This is a genomic window from Vibrio sp. 10N.222.54.E6 (assembly GCF_041473955.1).
In the GTDB taxonomy this organism is placed as follows: domain Bacteria; phylum Pseudomonadota; class Gammaproteobacteria; order Enterobacterales; family Vibrionaceae; genus Vibrio; species Vibrio tasmaniensis_A.
In genome coordinates this window covers 393306-413817 of the sequence record NZ_JBFRTD010000010.1, presented here as the reverse complement: position 1 = coordinate 413817, position 20512 = coordinate 393306, and the positions used below count along the sequence as shown (strand labels likewise).

Here is a 20512-nt window from a genome sequence, read left to right as displayed (position 1 = left end):
TAAATACATAGAGGTGCTATAGATGAGTGAAGCTGAGGCTCGTCCATCGAATTTCATTCGCCAAATTATCGATAAAGATTTAGCGGATGGTACACACAGTAGCGTGCATACTCGTTTCCCGCCGGAGCCAAATGGCTACCTGCACATTGGTCACGCTAAATCTATTTGCTTGAACTTTGGTATTGCTCAGGACTACCAGGGACAATGTAATCTTCGTTTCGATGATACAAACCCTGAAAAAGAAGACGTTGAATACGTTGAGTCAATTAAGAATGATGTAAGCTGGTTAGGCTTTGAATGGTCTGGTGATATTTGTTACTCATCAAACTACTTCGATACGCTTTACGCTTATGCTGTGGAATTAATTAATAAAGGCTTAGCGTACGTTGACGAGCTAAGTCCTGATCAAATCCGTGAGTACCGTGGCACGCTAAAAGAGCCAGGTAAAGCGAGCCCATACCGTGATCGCAGCCCTGAAGAGAACTTAGCGTTGTTCGAAAAAATGCGTGACGGTGGCTTTGAAGAAGGTAAAGTGTGTCTACGTGCTAAGATCGACATGAGCTCTTCATTCATGGTTATGCGCGATCCTGTTATCTACCGTGTTCGTTTTGCTCACCACCATCAAACTGCTGATAAGTGGTGCATTTACCCAATGTACGACTTTACTCACTGTATCTCTGATGCGCTAGAGGGCATTACGCACTCTATCTGTACGCTTGAATTCCAAGATAACCGTCGTTTGTATGACTGGGTTCTAGACAACATCACGATTGATTGCCAACCTCGTCAGTACGAGTTTAGTCGTCTGAATCTTGAATACACGGTAATGTCGAAGCGTAAGCTGAACCAACTTGTGGTTGAAAACCTAGTTGAAGGTTGGGACGATCCACGTATGCCAACTATTTCTGGTTTGCGTCGTCGTGGCTTCACTTCAAGCTCGATTCGTGAATTCTGTAAACGTATTGGTGTGACTAAGCAAGAGAACATGATTGAGTTCGGTTCACTTGAATCTTGTATCCGTGATGACCTGAACGAAAATGCACCCCGTGCAATGGCTGTTCTTGATCCGATCAAGGTCGTGATTGAAAACTACGACGCTGATACAGTAGAAACATTAACGGTAGCAAACCACCCGAACAAGCCAGAAATGGGTACTCGTGAAGTACCATTTACACGAGAAGTTTGGATTGAGCGTGATGACTTCCGTGAAGAAGCAAACAAAAAGTACAAGCGTTTGGTTCTAGGTAAAGAAGTTCGTCTACGTGGTGCTTACGTGATCAAAGCTGAACGTATCGAAAAAGATGCAGAAGGCAACATTACGACTATCTTCTGTTCTTACGACAATGAAACATTGGGTAAGAACCCTACAGATGGGCGTAAAGTGAAAGGCGTTATTCACTGGGTATCTGCTGATAAAGCGTTGCCTGCTGAGATTCGTTTATACGATCGTCTATTCACAGTGCCAAACCCTGCCGCTGCTGATGATTTCGCTGCAACGCTAAACCCTGAATCACTTGTTACGCTAAACGGTTTTGTTGAACCTAGCCTAGGAGAAGGTGTGGCAGAGCAAGCGTACCAGTTTGAACGTACAGGTTATTTCTGTGTAGATTCGAAAGACTCTAAAGCAGACGCGCTAGTATTCAACCGCACGGTTGGTCTACGTGACACTTGGGGTAAAACTGAGGCTTAATGGCTTTGTTTTTCTCTACTCTATTTTTCCAAGCTCTGTTTCTCGGAGCTTAGTTTCTCAAGAGACGCTTAATAAAAAACCGGCTTAGAGCCGGTTTTTTTGTGTCTGGGAAATAACCAAATTGTGGGCCAAGCTACTGTGATTCTTAATACAATATCAGCCCAAATAAAAAACGCCGACCTAAGCCAGCGTTCTGTGTTACTTCTTCGCTTTATGTGCGTCTGGGTTGCCTTTGCAATCCCCAGTGATGCTTTTACCATACAGATACAAACTGTGGTTAGTTAGCTGTACATTGTAGCGTTGAGCGATTTCTTTTTGTCTTTCTTCGATAAGATCATCAGAGAACTCGATAACTTCACCGCAGTCTAAACATACTAGGTGATCGTGGTGATGCTGTGTTGAAAGTTCGAATACAGACTTACCACCTTCAAAGTGGTGACGAGTTACAATGCCTGCATCATCGAATTGGTTTAGTACGCGATAAACGGTCGCAAGACCAATCTCTTCACCTAAGTCGATCAGCTTTTTATATAAATCTTCAGCACTAATATGTTGGCAGTCTGGTTGTTGTAATACTTCTAAAATTTTGAGCCGTGGGAGGGTCACTTTAAGACCAGCATCTTTTAGCGCTTGATTATTGTCTGACATATACTTTCCTGTTGATGATCTGCAGCAATTAACAGAATTCAATATTAATACCATTATAGTTTAGTCAGGCATAACAATAAACCACGAACTTCAAAGGGTTACTCACTGACATCACAATCTGTTTTGTAAATTGGAAGTATCTCACTTATAGTGGAGGTACGACCAGCCAGGTGGCGGTGTTTTTTGATATGAACATGGATTGTTGTTATGAATAAGCAACTCGCAAAAATATATAAACCTAATATTGTAAAATTTGCACTCAATATTTGGCCTCCCTTTTGGGGCTCGGGAATTCGAATAGCCCACATTAGCGCTGACTTTAGGGTTGTTAAGACTGTGCTCAAGTTGCGGTGGTGGAATAAGAACGCTAATCGGACTCAATATGGCGGCAGTATCTTTTCTCTTACCGATCCCGTTTACTCGTTAATGCTAATGGGGATTTTAGGTGAGCGATATTATGTTTGGGATAAAGAGGCGAGTATTAACTTTATCAAGCCTGGTCAATCCGACTTGTATGCAGACTTTGAGATAAGCCAAGGGCAACTTGAGGATATCTATCGTCAGACACAACTTGGTGAGAAGTGTTTCCCCGAATTTATCATCCACGTTAAAGATAAGCAGGGAAGTGTGGTTTCGGAAATTCAGCGAACTCTCTATGTGAGAAAGAAGCCACAATTTAGAGAGGATGACGAAGCATTAGAAGCTGAGTGTTGATTGATAAATATTGAATAGAAAAAAACCTCCTATAAGGAGGTTTTTTCATATCTACATAACGGTCATTAATTGTAACAATTAATGACCGCTAATGAATTAGTCTTCAAGCTCTGCTAGGCACATCTCTTCGTGGATTTGTTTAACCCAGTTAGATACACGCTCATCAGTCAGCTCAGGTTGACGGTCTTCATCGATACATAGACCAACGAACTGGCTGTCATCGCCTTCAACTAAACCTTTCGATGCTTCGAATTCGTAGCCTTCAGTTGACGTATGACCTAGGATAGTACCGCCTTTTGCTTCAACGATATCACGGATAGTACCCATAGCATCGCAGAAGTATTCTGCGTAATCTTCTTGGTCGCCACAACCAAAAATAGCAACAAGCTTAGTTGAGAAATCAATAGCTTCTAGCTCAGGGAAAAAGTCATCCCAATCACATTGTGCTTCGCCGTAGTACCACGTAGGGATACCAAGCAGCAGCAGATCGAAGTTATCGATATCTTCTTTGCTGCTTTTTGCAATGTCTTGAACTTGAACGAGCTGCTTGCCCAATTGCTTTTGAATCATCTTAGCAACAGCTTCAGTGTTACCTGTATCGCTACCAAAGAAGAGACCTACACTTGCCATAGAATCATTACCTTTCATTTTGTCTGTTGTCGGTGTAATAAAGTTCGGAGGAAATCGTTAGATTCCAGTTCCTTCCCAGCTTAGTTGGATTATCCCTTTTGCGATAAAGCCTGCGCAGCCAAGGAAAAGTACTAACCATACGATACGACGACCAAATGCAGGAACATTTCCCTGCTTTAGAACGTCTTTAATTGCCATTCCGATTAGAAAGAAAATCGCGGCAAACAGAAGATCTAAACCAACAGATTCAATGATGTTCATGTAGTCGTAAAGCATGGGAACCTTATATACCAAATTTGCTTGGGCGCACTATATCACTGTTGTGAGATAAAGTTAATCTGCTGTGATTACACAGCTCTCATTTATATCGACTAATCAACCTATCTAAGTGATGAATTTCCTTATTGCACGGAGCACTTCAGCGGGCTTTTCCGCGTGTAGCCAATGTCCAGTATTGGCGATAACATGTGCCTTTGCGTTGGAAAACTGCTGTTGAACGGCGGTTTGATGTTCAGCCGTCAGGTAATCTGAGTCACCACCCTTGATTAGCAAGGTTTTGACCGAGGTTTTGTCAATCGGTTCCCAACCAATAATCTGTGGGTAGTTGTTTAATAGCGAGGCAACATTGAAACGCCATTCCATGATGCCTTGTTCTGATTTGAACAAAGATTTCGTTAAGAACTGGCGAACCCCATCAATTTCGATATGTTTTGCGAGGACCTTAAGCGCCTCTGAGCGTGATGTCGGTTTTTCTTCTATCACAGCTTGTAGGCCTGCGAATACGTTGTCGTGACGATTTTGGGTGTACGCGACTGGTGCCATATCTAAGACAATCAATTTATGCAGCGTCAGATGTTGTGCCAGTGCCATCGCTACCTTGCCACCCATCGAGTGACCAATCACAGTGACACCTTCTAACTCAAGATCATTCAGCAGTTGAGCCACATCTTGTGCCATAGCTTGATAATTATGAGTGTCATTATGGAAAGATTGGCCGTGGTTACGTAGATCGATGCTAAGTACCTGATGATCGGTTTTTAGATCCCTAGCGAGCAAGCCAAGGTTGTCCAAATTTCCGAATAATCCATGGATCAAAACAATGGTGTGACCCTCACCTTCAATTTTATAGTTGAGCTGTACTGACATTTTTATCTTATTCATGGTGGGTTTGACGTAGAGTATCCGCGCGGATCTCGCTATAATCCCTCAGAGTTTAAACATTGAGATTGTGAAAAGCGAATGAAAACAATTGAGGTTGATGAGGACCTATACCGTTTTATTGCGGGTCAGACAGAACGTATTGGCGAAAGCGCTTCAGATATTCTGCGCCGCTTGTTACTGGTTGATAACCAAGGCACGGTTCCGATCGAAGAGATCGTTGAGCCAAAAGGTATCGTTGTTAGCAAAGAGGTAGGCTTTACTCCAGAGAAGTTCGATGGCGTTAAAGAAATGCGCTCACTACTAATATCAGATGAGTTTGCATCACTAAAGAAAGCCATTGATCGTTTCATGCTTGTGTTATCAACACTGCATAAAATCGACCCTTTAAGCTTTTCAGAAGCAACTCAAGTAAAAGGCCGTAAGCGTGTTTACTTTGCAGACAACGAAGCGACGTTGTTAGCAAACGGCAACACAACTAAGCCTAAAGCTATTCCACAAAGTCCTTTTTGGGTTATTACGAATAACAATACAAGCCGAAAAAGACAGATGGTTGAACAGCTTATGAGCCGCATGAGTTTCCAAGCAGAATTGATAGAAAAAGTAACAGGTTCAATTTAACGAAATCTGATTTAAACCTCATAATATCCATGGCTAAGAAGATATTATGAGGTTTTTTTGTTTTTAAATTTTATATAAGGATGTCGATAATGGCTATGCACCCTCGTGCCGGGCAGAAAGCTCTGCAGGAAGATCTTCATAATATCCCGGCTTTAGTTGCAAACTATTTCTTACAGCAACCGGATGCTACTAACCCAGATCATAAAGTACTGTTCGGTACTTCAGGTCACCGCGGTACAGCAGACAAATCAACATTTAATGAAAACCACATTCTAGCGATCGCACAAGCGGTTGCTGAGGTTCGTGCCGATCAAGGTACAACAGGCCCACTTTTCTTAGGCAAAGATACTCACGCTCTATCTGAACCTGCTTTTTCTACGGTTATTGAAGTGCTAGTTGCAAACGGCGTTGAGGTTATCGTTCAAGAAAACAATGGCTTTACTCCAACTCCAGGTATCTCGCACGCGATTCTTACGCACAATCTAGTGAATGATAAAAAAGCTGACGGCATTGTTATCACGCCTTCACATAACCCACCTCAAGACGGGGGCATTAAATACAACCCGACACACGGTGGCCCTGCTGAAGCTGAACTGACTCAAGCGATTGAAGATCGTGCGAATGTGATTATTGCTGAGCAAATGCAAGGCGTTAAGCGCACTCCTATCGCACAGGCTAAACAGTCTGAGCTGGTGAAAGAAGTTGATTTAGTTGCTCCTTACGTTGCTGACTTGGTTAACGTGGTTGATATGGAAGCAATCCAGAAAGCAAACATCAAGATTGGTGTTGATCCACTGGGTGGTAGCGGTATTGATTACTGGCGTCAAATTGGCAAAGCGTACAACCTAGACCTGACTCTGGTCAGTGAAGCTGTTGATCCTTCGTTCCAATTTATGTCTCTAGACAAAGATGGTGTGGTTCGTATGGACTGTTCTTCTCCATACGCAATGGCAGGCTTACTGGCACTTAAAGACGACTATCAATTAGCGTTTGGCAACGACCCAGACTACGATCGCCACGGCATTGTTACGCCAAAAGGCTTGATGAATCCAAACCACTTCCTAGCGGTGTGTATTGACTACTTATACCGTAACCGTGAAGGTTGGGGTAAAGACGTTGCAGTGGGTAAAACATTGGTATCAAGTGCTCTGATTGACCGCGTTGTTGCTGACTTAGGTCGCGAGCTTTGCGAAGTGCCAGTGGGATTCAAATGGTTCGTTGATGGTCTTTATAACGGTCAGTTTGGTTTCGGTGGTGAAGAGAGTGCGGGGGCATCTTTCTTACGTAAAGACGGTACGCCTTGGTCAACAGATAAAGATGGCCTGATTCTTTGCCTACTTGCCGCTGAGATCACAGCAGTAACGGGCAAGAACCCACAAGAATACTACGAAGAACTTGCCGCTAAACATGGCGAATCTAAGTACAACCGTATTCAAGCAGTAGCTAACGGCGCACAAAAAGACGTGCTTAAGAAGCTATCTCCAGAGATGGTTTCAGCTGAGACGCTTGCTGGTGATGCGATTACTGCTCGCTTAACACACGCCCCAGGTAATGGCGCTGCGATTGGCGGCCTAAAAGTGACAACTGAGAACGGTTGGTTTGCCGCTCGTCCATCAGGCACTGAAGACATCTACAAGATCTACTGTGAAAGCTTTAAAGGTGAAGAGCACCTAAAAGCAATCGAAGCAGAAGCTCAAGAGATTGTTAACCAAGTATTTGCAGCCGCTGGTCTATAATCGAATACAGATTAGTAGAGTCATCAAGTAAATAGTGAAAGGGTTGATGTGAAAGCATCAGCCCTTTTTATTTGTCTGTGAGTAAGTGGCTAAGACTAAATCAACTCAATGGCTGAATAGATTAGCCGTGTGGCCAGCTTTGTGGCATCACAAACCAAAACTGCCCTGATTTGGTTTGCCCATGAACGAAGCGATCACCAAACTCGGTGATAGGCTCGCAGGTGAAATCATCAGTGCCCGCTGCCCATTGCTCTTTGGTGAGAGGGTAGAGCACTTCAGGAATTAAATGAGCTTGGTTTTGATAGCACCAAAAACCGTTTACTTGGCTTGGATTAATGTCGTAACTCAAACATTCAGTCGGTACTTTTTGATCTAAGAAGGGGTTGGTATATAGACGCCCCTGCATGAGGAGATGTTTTGAGTCGACATCGGTCTCTGGATACTGTTCAATAAAGGCGGCTGAAGATGACATACCAAGCTGGTGGCTTAGCATCCTATCGAGCTTCTTATCCAATTGATCATGAGAGTTTGGCCCAAACCATGTTTGTTCATGGAGCAGATAGAACTTAATCGCCACTTCCCAATGTTGCAGCTTTTGGCTGCTCTCCTCTTCAAGAATAAAGTCGATTGCACCTAGCGTTCTGCCATCCACATTAATCTGAATTTCATCGTACTTGATCGAATAATCAGGTGAAGCTTCGATGACTTGTTCACATAGGTGCTGGTAGAGGAAACCTAACCTAGGATTACCATTGTATGTATGTGATGCATCTATGGTATGAGGGCTTGAGAATGCACTGAGATCCGAAATCGGTGGCTTGATTTCTAGTAATGGCGGTGAGTCGATGACCCATTGGTAAAAACATTGCAGTGCTGTCATCTCTTCCTCATAAACTAGCTCTTTATAAACATAACCCTGGGGCTTTCGACATTCTACCCGTAAATTGATATAACGACGTTATTATAAAGGTAAGCTGGAAATAAAAATGAATAACTTACAATTAGAAAAGCTACTTAACGAAAAACTGCAGCCACAGCAAATTAAAGATTACTGTCCTAATGGTCTTCAAGTTGAAGGCGTAACAGAAGTGAAGCGAATCGTTACTGGTGTGACAGCTTCTCAAGCCTTGATTGATAAAGCGGTAGAACTGAACGCAGACGCTTTATTAGTCCATCACGGCTTCTTCTGGAAAGGTGAATCAGAAGCAATTCGTGGCATGAAGGGTAAGCGCATTCGTACCCTGATTAAAAATGACATCAACCTTTTAGGATACCATCTCCCTCTTGATATCCACCCTGAGCTTGGTAACAACGCTAAGCTTGCAGAGTTGCTTGATATCGAAGTCGAAGGCGGTTTAGAAGGGCACCCACAATCTGTTGCGATGTTTGGCAAGTTGAGTGCGCCAATGACGGGTGCAGAGTTTGCTGCAAAAATTGACCAAGTTCTAAATCGTAAACCACTGCATATCGCTCCAGAAAACCAAGACAAAATGATTACTACTGTCGGTTGGTGCACCGGTGGTGGTCAAGATTACATTGAGTTAGCGGCTTCTCAAGGTATTGATGCATTTATCTCTGGTGAAATTTCAGAGCGCACTACGTACTCAGCACGTGAACAAGACATTCATTACTTTGCCGCAGGCCACCATGCAACAGAACGCTATGGGGTGAAAGCGCTAGGTGAATGGCTAACGAAAGAACATGGCTTAGACGTAGAATTTATCGATATTGATAATCCAGTGTAGCCACGTTTAGAGGTTATGACTTTCTGGATATTTGTACCTTCATTGAAGTGATACGAAATACTGGAAGATAAAAAAGGGTTGATGTTAATACATCAACCCTTTTTGATTTTAATCGATTAGAAAAGTCGAAACTTTACTATTCGCGCTCGTGTAGAGCTTGGAAATCACGCTGTTCTTCACCAGTGTACAACTGACGAGGGCGACCGATGCGGTTCGTCGGATCGCTGTGCATTTCGTTCCAGTGTGCAATCCAACCGATAGTACGAGACATCGCGAAGATTACTGTGAACATTGATACCGGAATACCGATCGCTTTCAGAATGATACCTGAGTAGAAATCTACGTTCGGGTATAGTTTCTTCGATACAAAGTACTCATCAGAAAGAGCGATGCGCTCAAGCTCCATTGCAACGTCAAGTAGTGGATCTTGAATGTTCAGCTCTTTAAGTACTTCGTGGCACGCTTCGCGCATTACCGTTGCACGCGGATCGTAGTTCTTGTAAACACGGTGACCGAAGCCCATTAAACGGAACGGGTCATCTTTGTCTTTTGCTTTTGCTACGTACTCTTCAATGTTGTCTACGCTACCGATCTCTTCAAGCATCATTAGACAAGCTTCGTTAGCACCGCCGTGAGCAGGACCCCACAAAGAAGCGATACCAGCAGCAATACAAGCAAATGGGTTTGCGCCCGAAGAGCCTGCTAAACGAACCGTTGACGTTGAAGCATTTTGTTCGTGATCTGCGTGTAACGTAAAGATTTTGTCCATTGCGCGAGCAACAACAGGGTTTACTTCATATTCTTCACATGGATTTGCATACATCATGTGCAGGAAGTTTTCTGCGTAGCCTAGGTCATTGCGTGGGTAGATAAACGGTTGACCGATAGAATATTTGTAACACATTGCAGCCAGTGTTGGCATTTTTGAAATTAGGCGGTATGCCGCAATTTCACGGTGTGTGTCGTTATTAACATCTAATGAATCATGATAGAACGCAGCAAGCGCACCTACCACACCACACATAACAGCCATTGGGTGAGCATCACGGCGGAAGCCGTGGAAGAAACTAGCAATTTGCTCATGAACCATGGTGTGACGCGTGACAGTCGTCTTGAACTCTTCGTATTGAGCTCGAGAAGGAGCTTCGCCGTATAAAAGAATGTAACAAACTTCTAAGTAATCAGCATTATTGGCCAGTTGATCAATTGGATAACCACGGTGTAGAAGGATACCTTTTCCACCGTCAATATAAGTGATTTGCGATTCACAAGATGCAGTGGCAAGAAAACCAGGATCAAAAGTGAAAAAACCATTAGAACCCAGTGTACGAACGTCGATGACTGGAGTACCAAGTACACCTTCTGTAATCGGCAATTCGATCGGCGCTTGACCTTCAATATGAAGGGTAGCTTTCTTATCCGCCATAACAATCTCCTTTGTTATTATTAATCCGTCCAGGATGTTTATGTGCCATTTTTTTACTGGTCTTACGTCAGAAAGTCAATTTTTCTGCAGCTTTGTGTGCACTTGTTAGTGTTTTTTACATTAAATTCGTTAAAAGTCTGTGCTGTGTAGCATTATTTGTTGCATCAATTGTATTAGAATGTTGCCAGCCGTATAGTGGCGCTGAAAAGTTTGGTTAAAACCTTATAAATGCAAGGCTAAGAAGAAATGTGAGGTGTCTTCGGAAATCTAGCTGTTAACAATTATTTTACAATTATCTAAGGCTCAACTTATGTTATTTGTTAAGTTAATGTTAAATTTTGAGGGTTTGCAATCAAATTTTGTCCATAACAATACATAAGGTTATTTAATGACCATCATGCTCAATGGAGCTGAGTGAGCGAGCCCGTGAAAGAAAGAAAGACAAGACCTGTTAATTTAGATTTACAGACCATCCACTTTCCTATCACAGCAATAGCTTCCATCCTACACCGTGTGTCTGGGGTGATTACTTTTGTTGCGATCGGAATTCTGCTTTGGTTACTATCCATTTCCCTCTCTTCCCCTGTAGGCTTTATGGAAGCTAGCGACATTGTCGACGGTTTCTTCGTGAAGTTTATTCTGTGGGGCATTTTAACCGCTTTGGCTTACCACATTGCTGGTGGTATTCGTCACCTTCTTATGGACCTTGGTCACTTTGAAGAGCTGGAATCTGGCGCTAAGAGCGCGAAGGTTGCATTCGCAGCAACAGCGGTATTGTCTCTACTAGCGGGGATCTTAGTATGGTAAACAACGTTTCTACTTTTGGTCGTAATGGTGTGCATGATTATCTATTGATTCGTGCAACAGCCATCATTATGACGCTTTACACTATCTACCTAGTGAGCTTTTGTGCTTTCTCCGGTGATATTTCTTACGCATCTTGGACGCAATTCTTTGGTGGTACTTTCACTAAAGTCTTCACCATGTTAGCGCTTACTTCAATTTTGGTTCACGCGTGGATCGGCTTGTGGCAAGTACTAACTGACTACATCAAATGTGCAAAATTGCGCGTTGGTCTTCAAGTCGGTGTTGTTGCGGTTCTTCTAGGATATTTCTTCTCTGGTCTGTTTATTTTGTGGGGTGCGTAAGTGACTATTCCTGTTCGTGAGTTTGATGCTGTAGTAATTGGCGCTGGTGGTGCTGGTATGCGCGCCGCGCTACAAATTTCTGAGCAAGGCCTATCTTGTGCGTTGCTTTCTAAAGTTTTCCCAACTCGTTCTCATACTGTATCTGCGCAAGGTGGTATCACCGTTGCTCTTGGTAATGCGCATGAAGATCACTGGGAACAACACATGTACGATACGGTAAAAGGTTCCGATTACATCGGCGACCAAGATGCTATCGAATACATGTGTAAAAATGGTCCTGAGTCGGTTATCGAACTAGAAAAAATGGGTCTTCCATTTTCTCGTTTTGATAACGGCAGTATTTACCAACGTCCGTTTGGTGGCCAATCTAAGAATTTTGGTGGTGAGCAAGCGGCTCGTACCGCAGCGGCAGCCGACCGTACTGGTCACGCACTGTTACACACGCTTTACCAACAAAACATTAAACACAAAACGACGGTTTTCTCTGAGTGGTATGCACTGGATCTTGTTAAAAACGAAGATGGTGCAATCTTAGGTACTACCGCGCTTTGTATGGAGACGGGTGAGGTTTGCTACTTCAAAGCGAAGGCAACAATCCTTGCTACTGGTGGTGCTGGTCGTATTTACGCATCAACAACCAATGCTCACATTAACACTGGTGACGGTGTTGGCATGGCGATTCGTGCTGGCGTTCCAATGCAAGACATCGAAATGTGGCAGTTCCACCCAACGGGTATCGCTGGCGCAGGTGTTTTGGTAACAGAAGGTTGTCGTGGTGAAGGTGGTTACCTTCTCAATAAAGACGGCGAGCGCTTCATGGAACGTTATGCTCCGAATGCTAAAGATTTAGCTGGTCGTGATGTTGTAGCTCGTTCGATGATGGTTGAGATTCGTGAAGGTCGTGGTTGTGATGGTCCATGGGGTCCACACATCAAGCTGAAACTCGATCACCTAGGTAAAGAGACGCTTGAATCTCGTCTACCGGGTGTATGTGAGCTTTCTCGTACGTTCGCTCACGTTGATCCTGTTAAAGAACCAATTCCTGTAATCCCAACGTGTCACTACATGATGGGTGGTGTTCCTACACAGGTTTCTGGTCAAGCAATTAAACAAACTGAAGACGGTACAGACGTTGAAATTCAAGGTCTATTCGCTTGTGGCGAAATCGCTTCAGTATCAGTACACGGTGCAAACCGTCTAGGTGGCAACTCGCTACTTGATTTGGTTGTGTTCGGTCGTGCGACAGGTCTTCACCTTGGTGAGACTTTGAACAAACAAGCTGAAGCAAAACCTGCAACTGAAGCTGACATTGAACGTTCACTAGAGCGCTACAATCGTTGGGAAAACAGTACTGACGGTGAAGATCCTGCGGTAATTCGTAAAGACCTTCAGCAATGTATGCAGAACAACTTCTCTGTATTCCGTGAAGGTAAAGCGATGGCTGACGGCTTAGAAGAGCTGAAAGTGATTCGTGAGCGTCTTAAAAATGCACACCTTTCAGACAAGTCGACTGAGTTCAACACGCAACGTATTGAGTGTTTAGAGCTGGAAAACTTGATGGAAACGGCATTTGCAACCGCGGTTGCAGCAAACTTCCGTACAGAGAGTCGTGGAGCGCATGCTCGTTTTGACTTCCCAGATCGTGATGATGAGCAATGGCTATGCCACTCACTTTACAACCCTGAATCAGAAAGTATGACTAAGCGTGGCGTGAACATGGAACCTATCCATCGTGAAGCATTCCCGCCGAAAGCACGTACGTACTAAGGAGATATGACCATGAAACTGAATTTCTCTTTATACCGTTACAACCCAGACGTGGACCAGAAACCTTACATGAAAGAGTACACCCTAGAGGTGGAAGAAGGTTCTGACATGATGCTTTTGGACGCGCTTATTCTTTTGAAAGAGCAAGATCCAACGATTTCATTCCGTCGCTCATGCCGTGAAGGTGTATGTGGTTCTGATGGTTTGAACATGAATGGTAAAAATGGATTGGCGTGTATCACGCCACTGTCTGCACTTTCTGGCCAAGATAAAATCGTAATTCGCCCACTTCCAGGTTTGCCTGTCGTGCGTGATTTGATCGTAGACATGACTCAGTTCTACGATAACTACGAAAAAGTTAAGCCGTTCTTAGTGTCTGATGGCAATGTGCCACCGGCTCGTGAAAACCTACAAAGCCCTGATGAGCGTGCTCATTTAGATGGTTTGTATGAATGTATTATGTGTGCATGTTGTACGACTTCATGCCCATCATTCTGGTGGAATCCAGATAAGTTCATCGGACCAGCAGGCCTACTTGCAGCATACCGTTGGCTAATAGATAGCCGAGATACGGCGACAGACGAACGTCTGTCCGATCTTGATGATGCATTTAGCGTTTTTCGTTGCCATGGCATCATGAATTGTGTAAGTGTTTGTCCTAAGGGATTAAATCCGACGAAAGCGATTGGTCACATTAAGACCATGCTAGTGAATCGTTCGGTTTAAGTTATATAAAAATTGCCGCCCTAGAAGTTTTGGGGCGGCCTTTTAATAGCTCGGCATAGACCGCAGCAAACGTGAAAACTACTGGTTAAGGGAAAATATGCACAACGGCGTGATGAAGGCATGGCTCGAGTCTTCACACTTGGCTGGCGCCAATGCAACGTACGTAGAAGAACTCTATGAACTGTATCTAAGTGACCCCGATTCGGTAAGTGACGAATGGAGAAGTGTTTTTGAAGAACTGCCTGTGCAAGCTTCAGAAGCAGTGGAACAACCACACTCTCGTGTTCGTGAATACTTCCGTCGACTCGCTCAAGAAACAAAGCATTACAGTGTCCAAGTTAGTGATCCAGATGTCGATGCGAAACAAGTAAAGGTTCTGCAACTTATTAATGCCTATCGATTCCGAGGGCATCAATCAGCAAATCTAGACCCCCTAGGTTTATGGGAAAGAGATACAGTCGCTGAACTGGATCCTTCTTTCCACACTCTTACCGAAGATGACCTCAATGAGACGTTTAACGTCGGCTCTTACGCTATTGGCCAAGAGACGATGGTGCTTCGAGATTTGTACAAATCTTTAAAGCAAACTTATTGTGGTTCGATTGGTGCTGAATACATGCACATGACTAACACAGAGCAAAAGCGTTGGATCCAACAACGTTTAGAGTCTGTTTCTGGTCAACCCTCTTTCGATAAAGAAGAAAAGCAAGCTTTCCTAGAAGAGCTAACGGCTGCTGAAGGTCTTGAGCGCTATCTTGGTGCTAAATTCCCTGGTGCAAAACGCTTCTCTTTGGAAGGTGGTGATGCTCTTATCCCAATGACGAAAGAAATCATTCGTCATGCCGGTGGACAAGGCATGCGTGAAGTTGTTGTTGGTATGGCTCACCGTGGTCGTCTAAACATGCTGGTCAATGTGCTTGGTAAAAAGCCACAAGACCTGTTTGACGAATTTGCGGGCAAGCACAGCGATGATTCATGGGGTACTGGTGATGTGAAATATCACCAAGGTTTCTCTGCGGATTTCGCAACCCCAGGCGGCAACGTTCACTTAGCACTTGCATTTAACCCATCTCACTTAGAAATCGTAAACCCGGTAGTTATCGGTTCAGTACGTGCTCGACAAGATCGTCTAGACGATAAAGACGGCAGCCGTGTACTTCCAATTACTATCCACGGTGATTCAGCTATCGCTGGCCAGGGTGTAGTGCAAGAGACGTTTAACATGTCTCAAGCGCGTGGTTTCTGTGTCGGTGGTACGGTTCGTATCGTTGTAAACAACCAAGTTGGTTTTACGACGTCTAACCCTCGCGATACACGTTCTACGATGTACTGTACAGATATCGCGAAGATGGTTCAGGCTCCGATTTTCCACGTTAATTCTGATGATCCAGAAGCGGTTGCGTTCGTAGCGCGTCTTGCATTGGATTACCGTAATACCTTTAAGCGTGATGTTGTTATTGATTTGGTTTGTTACCGTCGCCACGGTCACAATGAAGCCGATGAGCCGAATGCAACACAGCCTTTGATGTACCAAAAAATCAAGAAGCATCCAACACCACGTAAGCTTTATGCTGATGTGTTAATGGAGCGCGGTGAGTTTGGTATTGATACGGCAACTCAACTGGTTAACGAATATCGTGATGCACTTGATCACGGTGAAGTTGTGGTTAAAGAGTGGCGCCCAATGGCACTTCACTCTGTGGATTGGTCTCCTTACCTAGGTCACGACTGGAACATTGAGTGGGACAATAAGATTGATATCGAGCGCCTGAAAGAGCTTGGTACTAAACTTTGCCAATACCCAGACAGCCACAAGCTGCAAAGCCGAGTAAATAAACTGTACAACGATCGAACTGCCATGGTGAATGGTGAGAAACAAGTCGATTGGGGTATGGCTGAAACACTGGCTTATGCAACACTTGTTGACGACGGTAAGCGTATTCGTATCTCTGGCCAAGATTCAGGTCGTGGTACGTTCTTCCACCGTCACTCAGTACTGCACAATCAATCAGATGCAAGCACGTATGTTCCTCTTGCGAACATTCATGATAAACAAGGGCCATTCCAAGTGTTTGACTCTGTGTTATCTGAAGAAGCGGTACTCGCATTTGAGTATGGCTATGCGACAGCAGAGCCAAGCGGTCTCACCCTTTGGGAAGCACAATTTGGTGATTTCGCAAACGGTGCACAAGTTGTTATCGACCAATTCATTTCATCAGGTGAGCAAAAGTGGGCACGTCTATGTGGTCTAACTATGTTGCTTCCTCACGGTTATGAAGGCCAAGGCCCTGAGCACTCTTCTGCGCGTCTTGAGCGTTACCTTCAGTTGTGTGCTGAACAAAACATGCAGGTTGTTGTTCCTTCAACGCCAGCTCAGGTTTATCACATGATTCGCCGTCAGGTTGTTCGACCAATGCGTCGTCCACTGATTGTAATGTCACCTAAGTCATTGCTTCGTCACCCTTTGTGTACATCTTCTCTTGAAGATTTGGCAGAAGGCACGTTCCAACCAGCTATCGCAGAAATTGATGATCTGGCTCCTGAGAACGTAAAACGCGTCGTGTTCTGTTCAGGTAAGGTTTACTTTGACCTGCTTGACCAAAGACGTAAGAACGAGCAAGACGATGTCGCTATTGTACGTATTGAGCAACTTTACCCGTTCCCTTATGAGGACGTGAGAGCTGCAATCGCACAATACACAAATGTAGTCGATTACGTTTGGTGTCAAGAAGAGCCACAAAACCAAGGTGCTTGGTACAGTAGCCAACATAATTTCCGAGCTGCTATCCCAGTAGGTGCTGATATTCAATACGCAGGTCGTCCTGCATCAGCGTCACCAGCTGTTGGCTATATGTCGGTACACTTGAAACAACAAAAAGCGTTAGTAGACGACGCTTTGACCCTACTTAAGAACTAGAAGTAAAAGGAAAATACAGACATGGCAATTGAAATTCTGGTTCCAGATTTACCTGAATCTGTGGCTGACGCAACAGTAGCGACTTGGCACAAAAAACCAGGCGAAGCCGTTGCACGTGATGAAGTCATTGTAGACATCGAAACAGATAAAGTAGTTCTAGAAGTACCGGCTCCTGAAGCGGGTGTTCTGGAAGCTATCATCGAAGAAGAGGGTGCTACGGTACTTTCTAAGCAGCTTCTGGCTAAAATTAAGCCTGGTGCTGTCGCTGGTGAACCAACGAAAGACACCACTGAAGATACAGAAGCTTCTCCTGACAAACGCCACAAAGCGGCGCTAACAGAAGAAAGCAACGATGCACTAAGCCCTGCTGTTCGTCGTCTTCTTGCAGAGCACAACCTACAACCAGCTGACGTTAAAGGCACTGGTGTTGGTGGTCGTATTACTCGTGAAGACATTGACGCACACCTAGCAGCAGCGAAAGCGGCTCCGGCAGCAGCATCTGCACCAGCAGTTGAAGCGCCAGCAGCGGCTCGCAGCCAAAAACGCGTGCCTATGACTCGCCTACGTAAGACAGTTGCAAACCGTCTTCTAGAAGCGAAGAACAGCACTGCAATGCTGACTACTTTCAACGAAGTGAACATGAAGCCAATCATGGACCTTCGTAAGCAGTACAAAGACCAATTCGAGAAGCGTCACGATACGCGTCTTGGTTTCATGTCTTTCTACGTGAAAGCAGTAACAGAAGCACTGAAGCGTTTCCCAGAAGTTAACGCTTCTATCGATGGTACAGATATCGTTTACCACAACTACTTCGACATCAGCATGGCGGTATCTACGCCACGTGGTTTAGTGACTCCAGTACTGAAAGACTGTGACACACTAGGTTTCGCAGATATTGAAAAAGGCATCAAAGAGCTAGCAATCAAAGGCCGTGACGGCAAGCTAACTGTTGATGAGTTGATGGGCGGTAACTTTACTATCACGAACGGTGGTGTATTTGGCTCTCTAATGTCTACGCCAATCATCAACCCGCCTCAAGCGGCAATTTTGGGTATGCACAAAATCCAAGATCGTCCAATGGCTGTTGATGGCAAGGTTGAGATCTTACCAATGATGTACCTAGCGCTTTCTTACGATCACCGCCTAATCGACGGCCGTGAATCAGTTGGCTTCCTAGTGACCATCAAAGAGCTTCTAGAAGATCCTGCACGTCTGCTATTAGACGTTTAGTATCTCTAAAACGTCTAGTTAACCCGGTTAGCTAGACGTAAAAAGTTTCAAAGGCTAGGCTGCTCAACGTCTGGCCTTCACTTGAACTGTAAAGCCATTAGAAAATGGACAGCAGTTGATTTGAGAAGACCCTACAGACGTACCACAGGAAACTGTGTCGTTATGGAAATAATAATCCCTTAAGGGAAAATAAACGGAATATCAAAATGAATTTGCATGAATACCAAGCCAAACAGCTGTTTGCAGAATTCGGTTTGCCTGTACCAGAAGGTTTCGCATGTGATACTGCACAAGAAGCTTTCGAAGCTGCAGGTCGTATCAGTACAGCCAAGAAAGTCGTTAAGTGTCAAGTACACGCTGGTGGTCGCGGTAAAGCGGGCGGCGTAGAGCTACATGACACCAAAGAAGGCGTTAAAGAGTTTGCACAAAAGTGGCTAGGTAAAAACCTTGTGACTTACCAAACAGACGCTAATGGTCAACCTGTAACAAAGATCCTAGTTGAAGAAGCATCGAACATTGCTAACGAACTTTACCTAGGTGCTGTTGTTGACCGTGCAACGCGCAAAATTGTATTCATGGCGTCAACTGAAGGCGGCGTGGACATTGAGAAAATCGCTGAAGAAACTCCAGAGTTGATTCACCAATCAGCGATCGATCCTCTAGTGGGCCCTCAAGCTTACCAAGGCCGTGAACTTGCGTTCAAACTTGGTCTAGTTGGCGATCAAATTAAACAGTTCGTTAAGATCTTCATGGGTCTTGGCCAAATGTTCTCTCAGTACGACCTAGCTCTACTAGAAATCAACCCGCTTGTAATTACCGGCGAAGGCAACCTGCTTTGTCTAGACGGCAAGATCAACATTGACTCAAACGCAATGTACCGTCAGCCAAAGCTTCGTGAAATGCACGATCCTTCACAAGAAGACGAGCGTGAAGCGCACGCAGCTCAGTGGGAACTGAACTACGTAGCACTTGATGGCAACGTTGGCTGTATGGTTAACGGTGCAGGCCTTGCGATGGGTACGATGGATATCGTAAACCTACACGGCGGCAAACCAGCAAACTTCCTTGATGTAGGCGGCGGCGCGACAAAAGAGCGTGTAGCTGAAGCATTCAAGATCATCCTTTCTGATGACAATGTTAAAGCAGTACTCGTAAACATTTTCGGTGGCATCGTTCGTTGTGACATGATCGCTGAAGGTATTATCGGTGCAGTTAAAGAAGTAGGCGTAACAGTTCCAGTAGTTGTTCGTCTAGAAGGTACAAACGCAGACCTAGGTCGCGAAGTACTTGCTAATTCTGATGTTGATATCATTGCTGCTGTATCTCTAACAGATGCTGCTCAGAAAGTTGTTGCTGCTGCGGAGGCTAAATAATGTCTGTATTAATTAACAAAGACACTAAAGTAATCTGTCAGGGTTTCACTGGCGGTCAAGGTACATTCCACTCAGACCAAGCTATCGCATACGGTACGCAAATGGTTGGTGGTGTTTCACCTGGTAAAGGTGGTCAAACTCACCTAGGCCTTCCAGTATTCAACACAGTACGTGAAGCAGTAGAAGCGACTGGCGCAACAGCAACAGTTATCTACGTACCAGCACCTTTCTGTAAAGATGCAATCCTAGAAGCGATTGATGCAGGTATCGAACTGATCGTAACAATCACTGAAGGTATCCCTACTATAGATATGATCGATGTTAAAGTGAAGCTAGAAGAAACTGGCGTTCGCATGATCGGTCCTAACTGTCCAGGTCTTATCACTCCGGACGAGTGTAAGATTGGTATCATGCCTGGCCATATCCACAAGAAGGGTAAAGTAGGTATCGTATCTCGTTCAGGAACTCTGACGTACGAAGCAGTTAAGCAAACAACAGATGAAGGCTTTGGTCAGTCTACATGTGTTGGTATCGGTGGTGACCCTATTCCAGGTTCAAACTTCATTGATATCCTAAAACTTTTCCAAGAAGACCCAGAGACTGAAGCAATCGTAATGATTGGTGAGATCGGTGGTACTGCGGAAGAAGAAGCGGCTGAGTTCATCAAAGCAAACGTAACTAAGCCAGTTGTATCTTACATCGCTGGTGTTACGGCTCCTCCGGGTAAACGTATGGGCCACGCAGGCGCAATCATCTCTGGCGGTAAAGGTACTGCTGAAGATAAATTCGCAGCACTGGAAGCAGCAGGCGTTAAGACTGTTAAGTCTCTTGCTGACATCGGTAAAGGCCTACGTGAAATCACGGGTTGGTAATCAGCTGGATTTTATCTAATGAGATAGAAGTTAACTGAACGATATTAAAAAGGCTTGGTCACTGACCAAGCCTTTTTTGTATGTTTTCAATGATACGAGATACGAGATACG

The 20512-nt window shown here is 44.5% G+C and carries 19 protein-coding genes; 13 read left to right on the top strand and 6 right to left on the bottom strand.

Annotated features, from left to right (window positions below; all coding sequences use genetic code 11):
- Positions 1-22 precede the first annotated feature (22 nt).
- On the top strand, positions 23-1690 hold the full coding sequence (gene glnS / locus AB4513_RS06735; RefSeq protein WP_009847332.1) for a glutamine--tRNA ligase: 1668 nt from the start codon (positions 23-25) through the stop codon (positions 1688-1690).
- Positions 1691-1888: 198 nt separating this feature from the next.
- Here the strand turns inward: glnS and fcrX are convergent, their stop codons facing one another.
- Entirely contained in the window at positions 1889-2338 is a 450-nt protein-coding gene (fcrX, locus tag AB4513_RS06730; RefSeq protein WP_004734226.1) for a ferric iron uptake transcriptional regulator FcrX, read from the bottom strand.
- A 207-nt stretch (positions 2339-2545) separates the two neighbouring features.
- On the opposite strand from fcrX, the gene AB4513_RS06725 reads away from it, so the two are divergent.
- Positions 2546-3052, top strand: a complete 507-nt coding sequence (locus AB4513_RS06725) for a DUF4442 domain-containing protein (RefSeq protein ID WP_009847330.1) — start codon at positions 2546-2548, stop codon at positions 3050-3052.
- A gap of 96 nt (positions 3053-3148) precedes the next feature.
- On the opposite strand, the gene fldA is transcribed toward AB4513_RS06725, so the two are convergent.
- The 3 genes from fldA to AB4513_RS06710 form a co-directional block, all read right to left on the bottom strand.
- Positions 3149-3682 carry a flavodoxin FldA gene (gene fldA / locus AB4513_RS06720; protein ID WP_009847329.1) on the bottom strand — a complete coding sequence of 178 codons (534 nt, stop codon included), beginning with the start codon at positions 3680-3682 and terminating at the stop codon, positions 3149-3151.
- 57 nt (positions 3683-3739) lie between these two features.
- Positions 3740-3958: a DUF2788 domain-containing protein gene (locus tag AB4513_RS06715; RefSeq protein ID WP_009847328.1), complete on the bottom strand. Its 219-nt coding sequence runs from the start codon at positions 3956-3958 to the stop codon at positions 3740-3742.
- Between the two features lie 108 nt (positions 3959-4066).
- On the bottom strand, positions 4067-4828 hold the full coding sequence (locus AB4513_RS06710; protein ID WP_009847327.1) for an alpha/beta fold hydrolase: 762 nt from the start codon (positions 4826-4828) through the stop codon (positions 4067-4069).
- A gap of 93 nt (positions 4829-4921) precedes the next feature.
- Here AB4513_RS06710 and seqA point away from each other — a divergent pair, with 93 nt between their 5' ends.
- Both seqA and pgm read left to right on the top strand, forming a co-directional pair.
- Positions 4922-5461: a replication initiation negative regulator SeqA gene (gene seqA / locus AB4513_RS06705; protein WP_009847326.1), complete on the top strand. Its 540-nt coding sequence runs from the start codon at positions 4922-4924 to the stop codon at positions 5459-5461.
- A gap of 89 nt (positions 5462-5550) precedes the next feature.
- A complete protein-coding gene (gene pgm / locus AB4513_RS06700) occupies positions 5551-7197 on the top strand; it encodes a phosphoglucomutase (alpha-D-glucose-1,6-bisphosphate-dependent) (RefSeq protein ID WP_009847325.1) in 1647 nt (548 codons plus the stop codon).
- 121 nt (positions 7198-7318) lie between these two features.
- Here pgm and AB4513_RS06695 read toward each other — a convergent pair whose 3' ends face one another.
- A complete protein-coding gene (locus AB4513_RS06695) occupies positions 7319-8077 on the bottom strand; it encodes a DUF1853 family protein (protein ID WP_009847324.1) in 759 nt (252 codons plus the stop codon).
- 106 nt (positions 8078-8183) lie between these two features.
- On the opposite strand from AB4513_RS06695, the gene AB4513_RS06690 reads away from it, so the two are divergent.
- The gene (locus AB4513_RS06690; protein ID WP_009847323.1) at positions 8184-8942 is read left to right on the top strand and encodes a Nif3-like dinuclear metal center hexameric protein; all 759 of its coding nucleotides are present in this window, start codon (positions 8184-8186) and stop codon (positions 8940-8942) included.
- Between the two features lie 136 nt (positions 8943-9078).
- On the opposite strand, the gene AB4513_RS06685 is transcribed toward AB4513_RS06690, so the two are convergent.
- On the bottom strand, positions 9079-10368 hold the full coding sequence (locus AB4513_RS06685) for a citrate synthase (protein WP_004734217.1): 1290 nt from the start codon (positions 10366-10368) through the stop codon (positions 9079-9081).
- A 414-nt stretch (positions 10369-10782) separates the two neighbouring features.
- Here AB4513_RS06685 and sdhC point away from each other — a divergent pair, with 414 nt between their 5' ends.
- The 8 genes from sdhC (at position 10783) to sucD (ending at position 20401) form a co-directional block, all read left to right on the top strand.
- Positions 10783-11175 (top strand): succinate dehydrogenase cytochrome b556 subunit, encoded by a 393-nt coding sequence (sdhC, locus tag AB4513_RS06680; protein ID WP_012604532.1) that lies wholly within the window; start codon positions 10783-10785, stop codon positions 11173-11175.
- The gene (gene sdhD / locus AB4513_RS06675) at positions 11169-11516 is read left to right on the top strand and encodes a succinate dehydrogenase, hydrophobic membrane anchor protein (protein WP_004734215.1); all 348 of its coding nucleotides are present in this window, start codon (positions 11169-11171) and stop codon (positions 11514-11516) included. Before sdhC ends, sdhD begins: the two co-directional genes overlap by 7 nt.
- Positions 11517-13283, top strand: a complete 1767-nt coding sequence (sdhA, locus tag AB4513_RS06670) for a succinate dehydrogenase flavoprotein subunit (protein ID WP_009847321.1) — start codon at positions 11517-11519, stop codon at positions 13281-13283.
- Between the two features lie 12 nt (positions 13284-13295).
- A complete protein-coding gene (locus tag AB4513_RS06665) occupies positions 13296-14009 on the top strand; it encodes a succinate dehydrogenase iron-sulfur subunit (RefSeq protein ID WP_009847320.1) in 714 nt (237 codons plus the stop codon).
- 97 nt (positions 14010-14106) lie between these two features.
- Positions 14107-16926: a 2-oxoglutarate dehydrogenase E1 component gene (sucA, locus tag AB4513_RS06660; RefSeq protein WP_009847319.1), complete on the top strand. Its 2820-nt coding sequence runs from the start codon at positions 14107-14109 to the stop codon at positions 16924-16926.
- A 21-nt stretch (positions 16927-16947) separates the two neighbouring features.
- Complete coding sequence (odhB, locus tag AB4513_RS06655) at positions 16948-18156, top strand: 2-oxoglutarate dehydrogenase complex dihydrolipoyllysine-residue succinyltransferase (RefSeq protein ID WP_102257780.1); 1209 nt, start codon at positions 16948-16950, stop codon at positions 18154-18156.
- 206 nt (positions 18157-18362) lie between these two features.
- Entirely contained in the window at positions 18363-19529 is a 1167-nt protein-coding gene (sucC, locus tag AB4513_RS06650; protein ID WP_009847317.1) for an ADP-forming succinate--CoA ligase subunit beta, read from the top strand.
- Positions 19529-20401 carry a succinate--CoA ligase subunit alpha gene (gene sucD / locus AB4513_RS06645; RefSeq protein ID WP_009847316.1) on the top strand — a complete coding sequence of 291 codons (873 nt, stop codon included), beginning with the start codon at positions 19529-19531 and terminating at the stop codon, positions 20399-20401. Before sucC ends, sucD begins: the two co-directional genes overlap by 1 nt.
- The last annotated feature ends 111 nt before the right edge of the window (positions 20402-20512 follow it).

Bases quoted from the DNA above. Each gene is read 5' to 3' on its own strand.
- AB4513_RS06695 (WP_009847324.1), bottom strand. From the start codon at position 8,077: ATGACAGCACTGCAATGTTTTTACCAATGGGTCATCGACTCACCGCCA.
- AB4513_RS06710 (WP_009847327.1), bottom strand. From the start codon at position 4,828: ATGTCAGTACAGCTCAACTATAAAATTGAAGGTGAGGGTCACACCATT.
- fldA (WP_009847329.1), bottom strand. From the start codon at position 3,682: ATGGCAAGTGTAGGTCTCTTCTTTGGTAGCGATACAGGTAACACTGAA.
- sucD (WP_009847316.1), top strand. From the start codon at position 19,529: ATGTCTGTATTAATTAACAAAGACACTAAAGTAATCTGTCAGGGTTTC.
- sucA (WP_009847319.1), top strand. From the start codon at position 14,107: ATGCACAACGGCGTGATGAAGGCATGGCTCGAGTCTTCACACTTGGCT.
- AB4513_RS06665 (WP_009847320.1), top strand. From the start codon at position 13,296: ATGAAACTGAATTTCTCTTTATACCGTTACAACCCAGACGTGGACCAG.
- glnS (WP_009847332.1), top strand. From the start codon at position 23: ATGAGTGAAGCTGAGGCTCGTCCATCGAATTTCATTCGCCAAATTATC.
- AB4513_RS06690 (WP_009847323.1), top strand. From the start codon at position 8,184: ATGAATAACTTACAATTAGAAAAGCTACTTAACGAAAAACTGCAGCCA.
- AB4513_RS06715 (WP_009847328.1), bottom strand. From the start codon at position 3,958: ATGCTTTACGACTACATGAACATCATTGAATCTGTTGGTTTAGATCTT.
- fcrX (WP_004734226.1), bottom strand. From the start codon at position 2,338: ATGTCAGACAATAATCAAGCGCTAAAAGATGCTGGTCTTAAAGTGACC.
- AB4513_RS06685 (WP_004734217.1), bottom strand. From the start codon at position 10,368: ATGGCGGATAAGAAAGCTACCCTTCATATTGAAGGTCAAGCGCCGATC.
- odhB (WP_102257780.1), top strand. From the start codon at position 16,948: ATGGCAATTGAAATTCTGGTTCCAGATTTACCTGAATCTGTGGCTGAC.
- seqA (WP_009847326.1), top strand. From the start codon at position 4,922: ATGAAAACAATTGAGGTTGATGAGGACCTATACCGTTTTATTGCGGGT.
- pgm (WP_009847325.1), top strand. From the start codon at position 5,551: ATGGCTATGCACCCTCGTGCCGGGCAGAAAGCTCTGCAGGAAGATCTT.
- AB4513_RS06725 (WP_009847330.1), top strand. From the start codon at position 2,546: ATGAATAAGCAACTCGCAAAAATATATAAACCTAATATTGTAAAATTT.
- sdhD (WP_004734215.1), top strand. From the start codon at position 11,169: ATGGTAAACAACGTTTCTACTTTTGGTCGTAATGGTGTGCATGATTAT.
- sucC (WP_009847317.1), top strand. From the start codon at position 18,363: ATGAATTTGCATGAATACCAAGCCAAACAGCTGTTTGCAGAATTCGGT.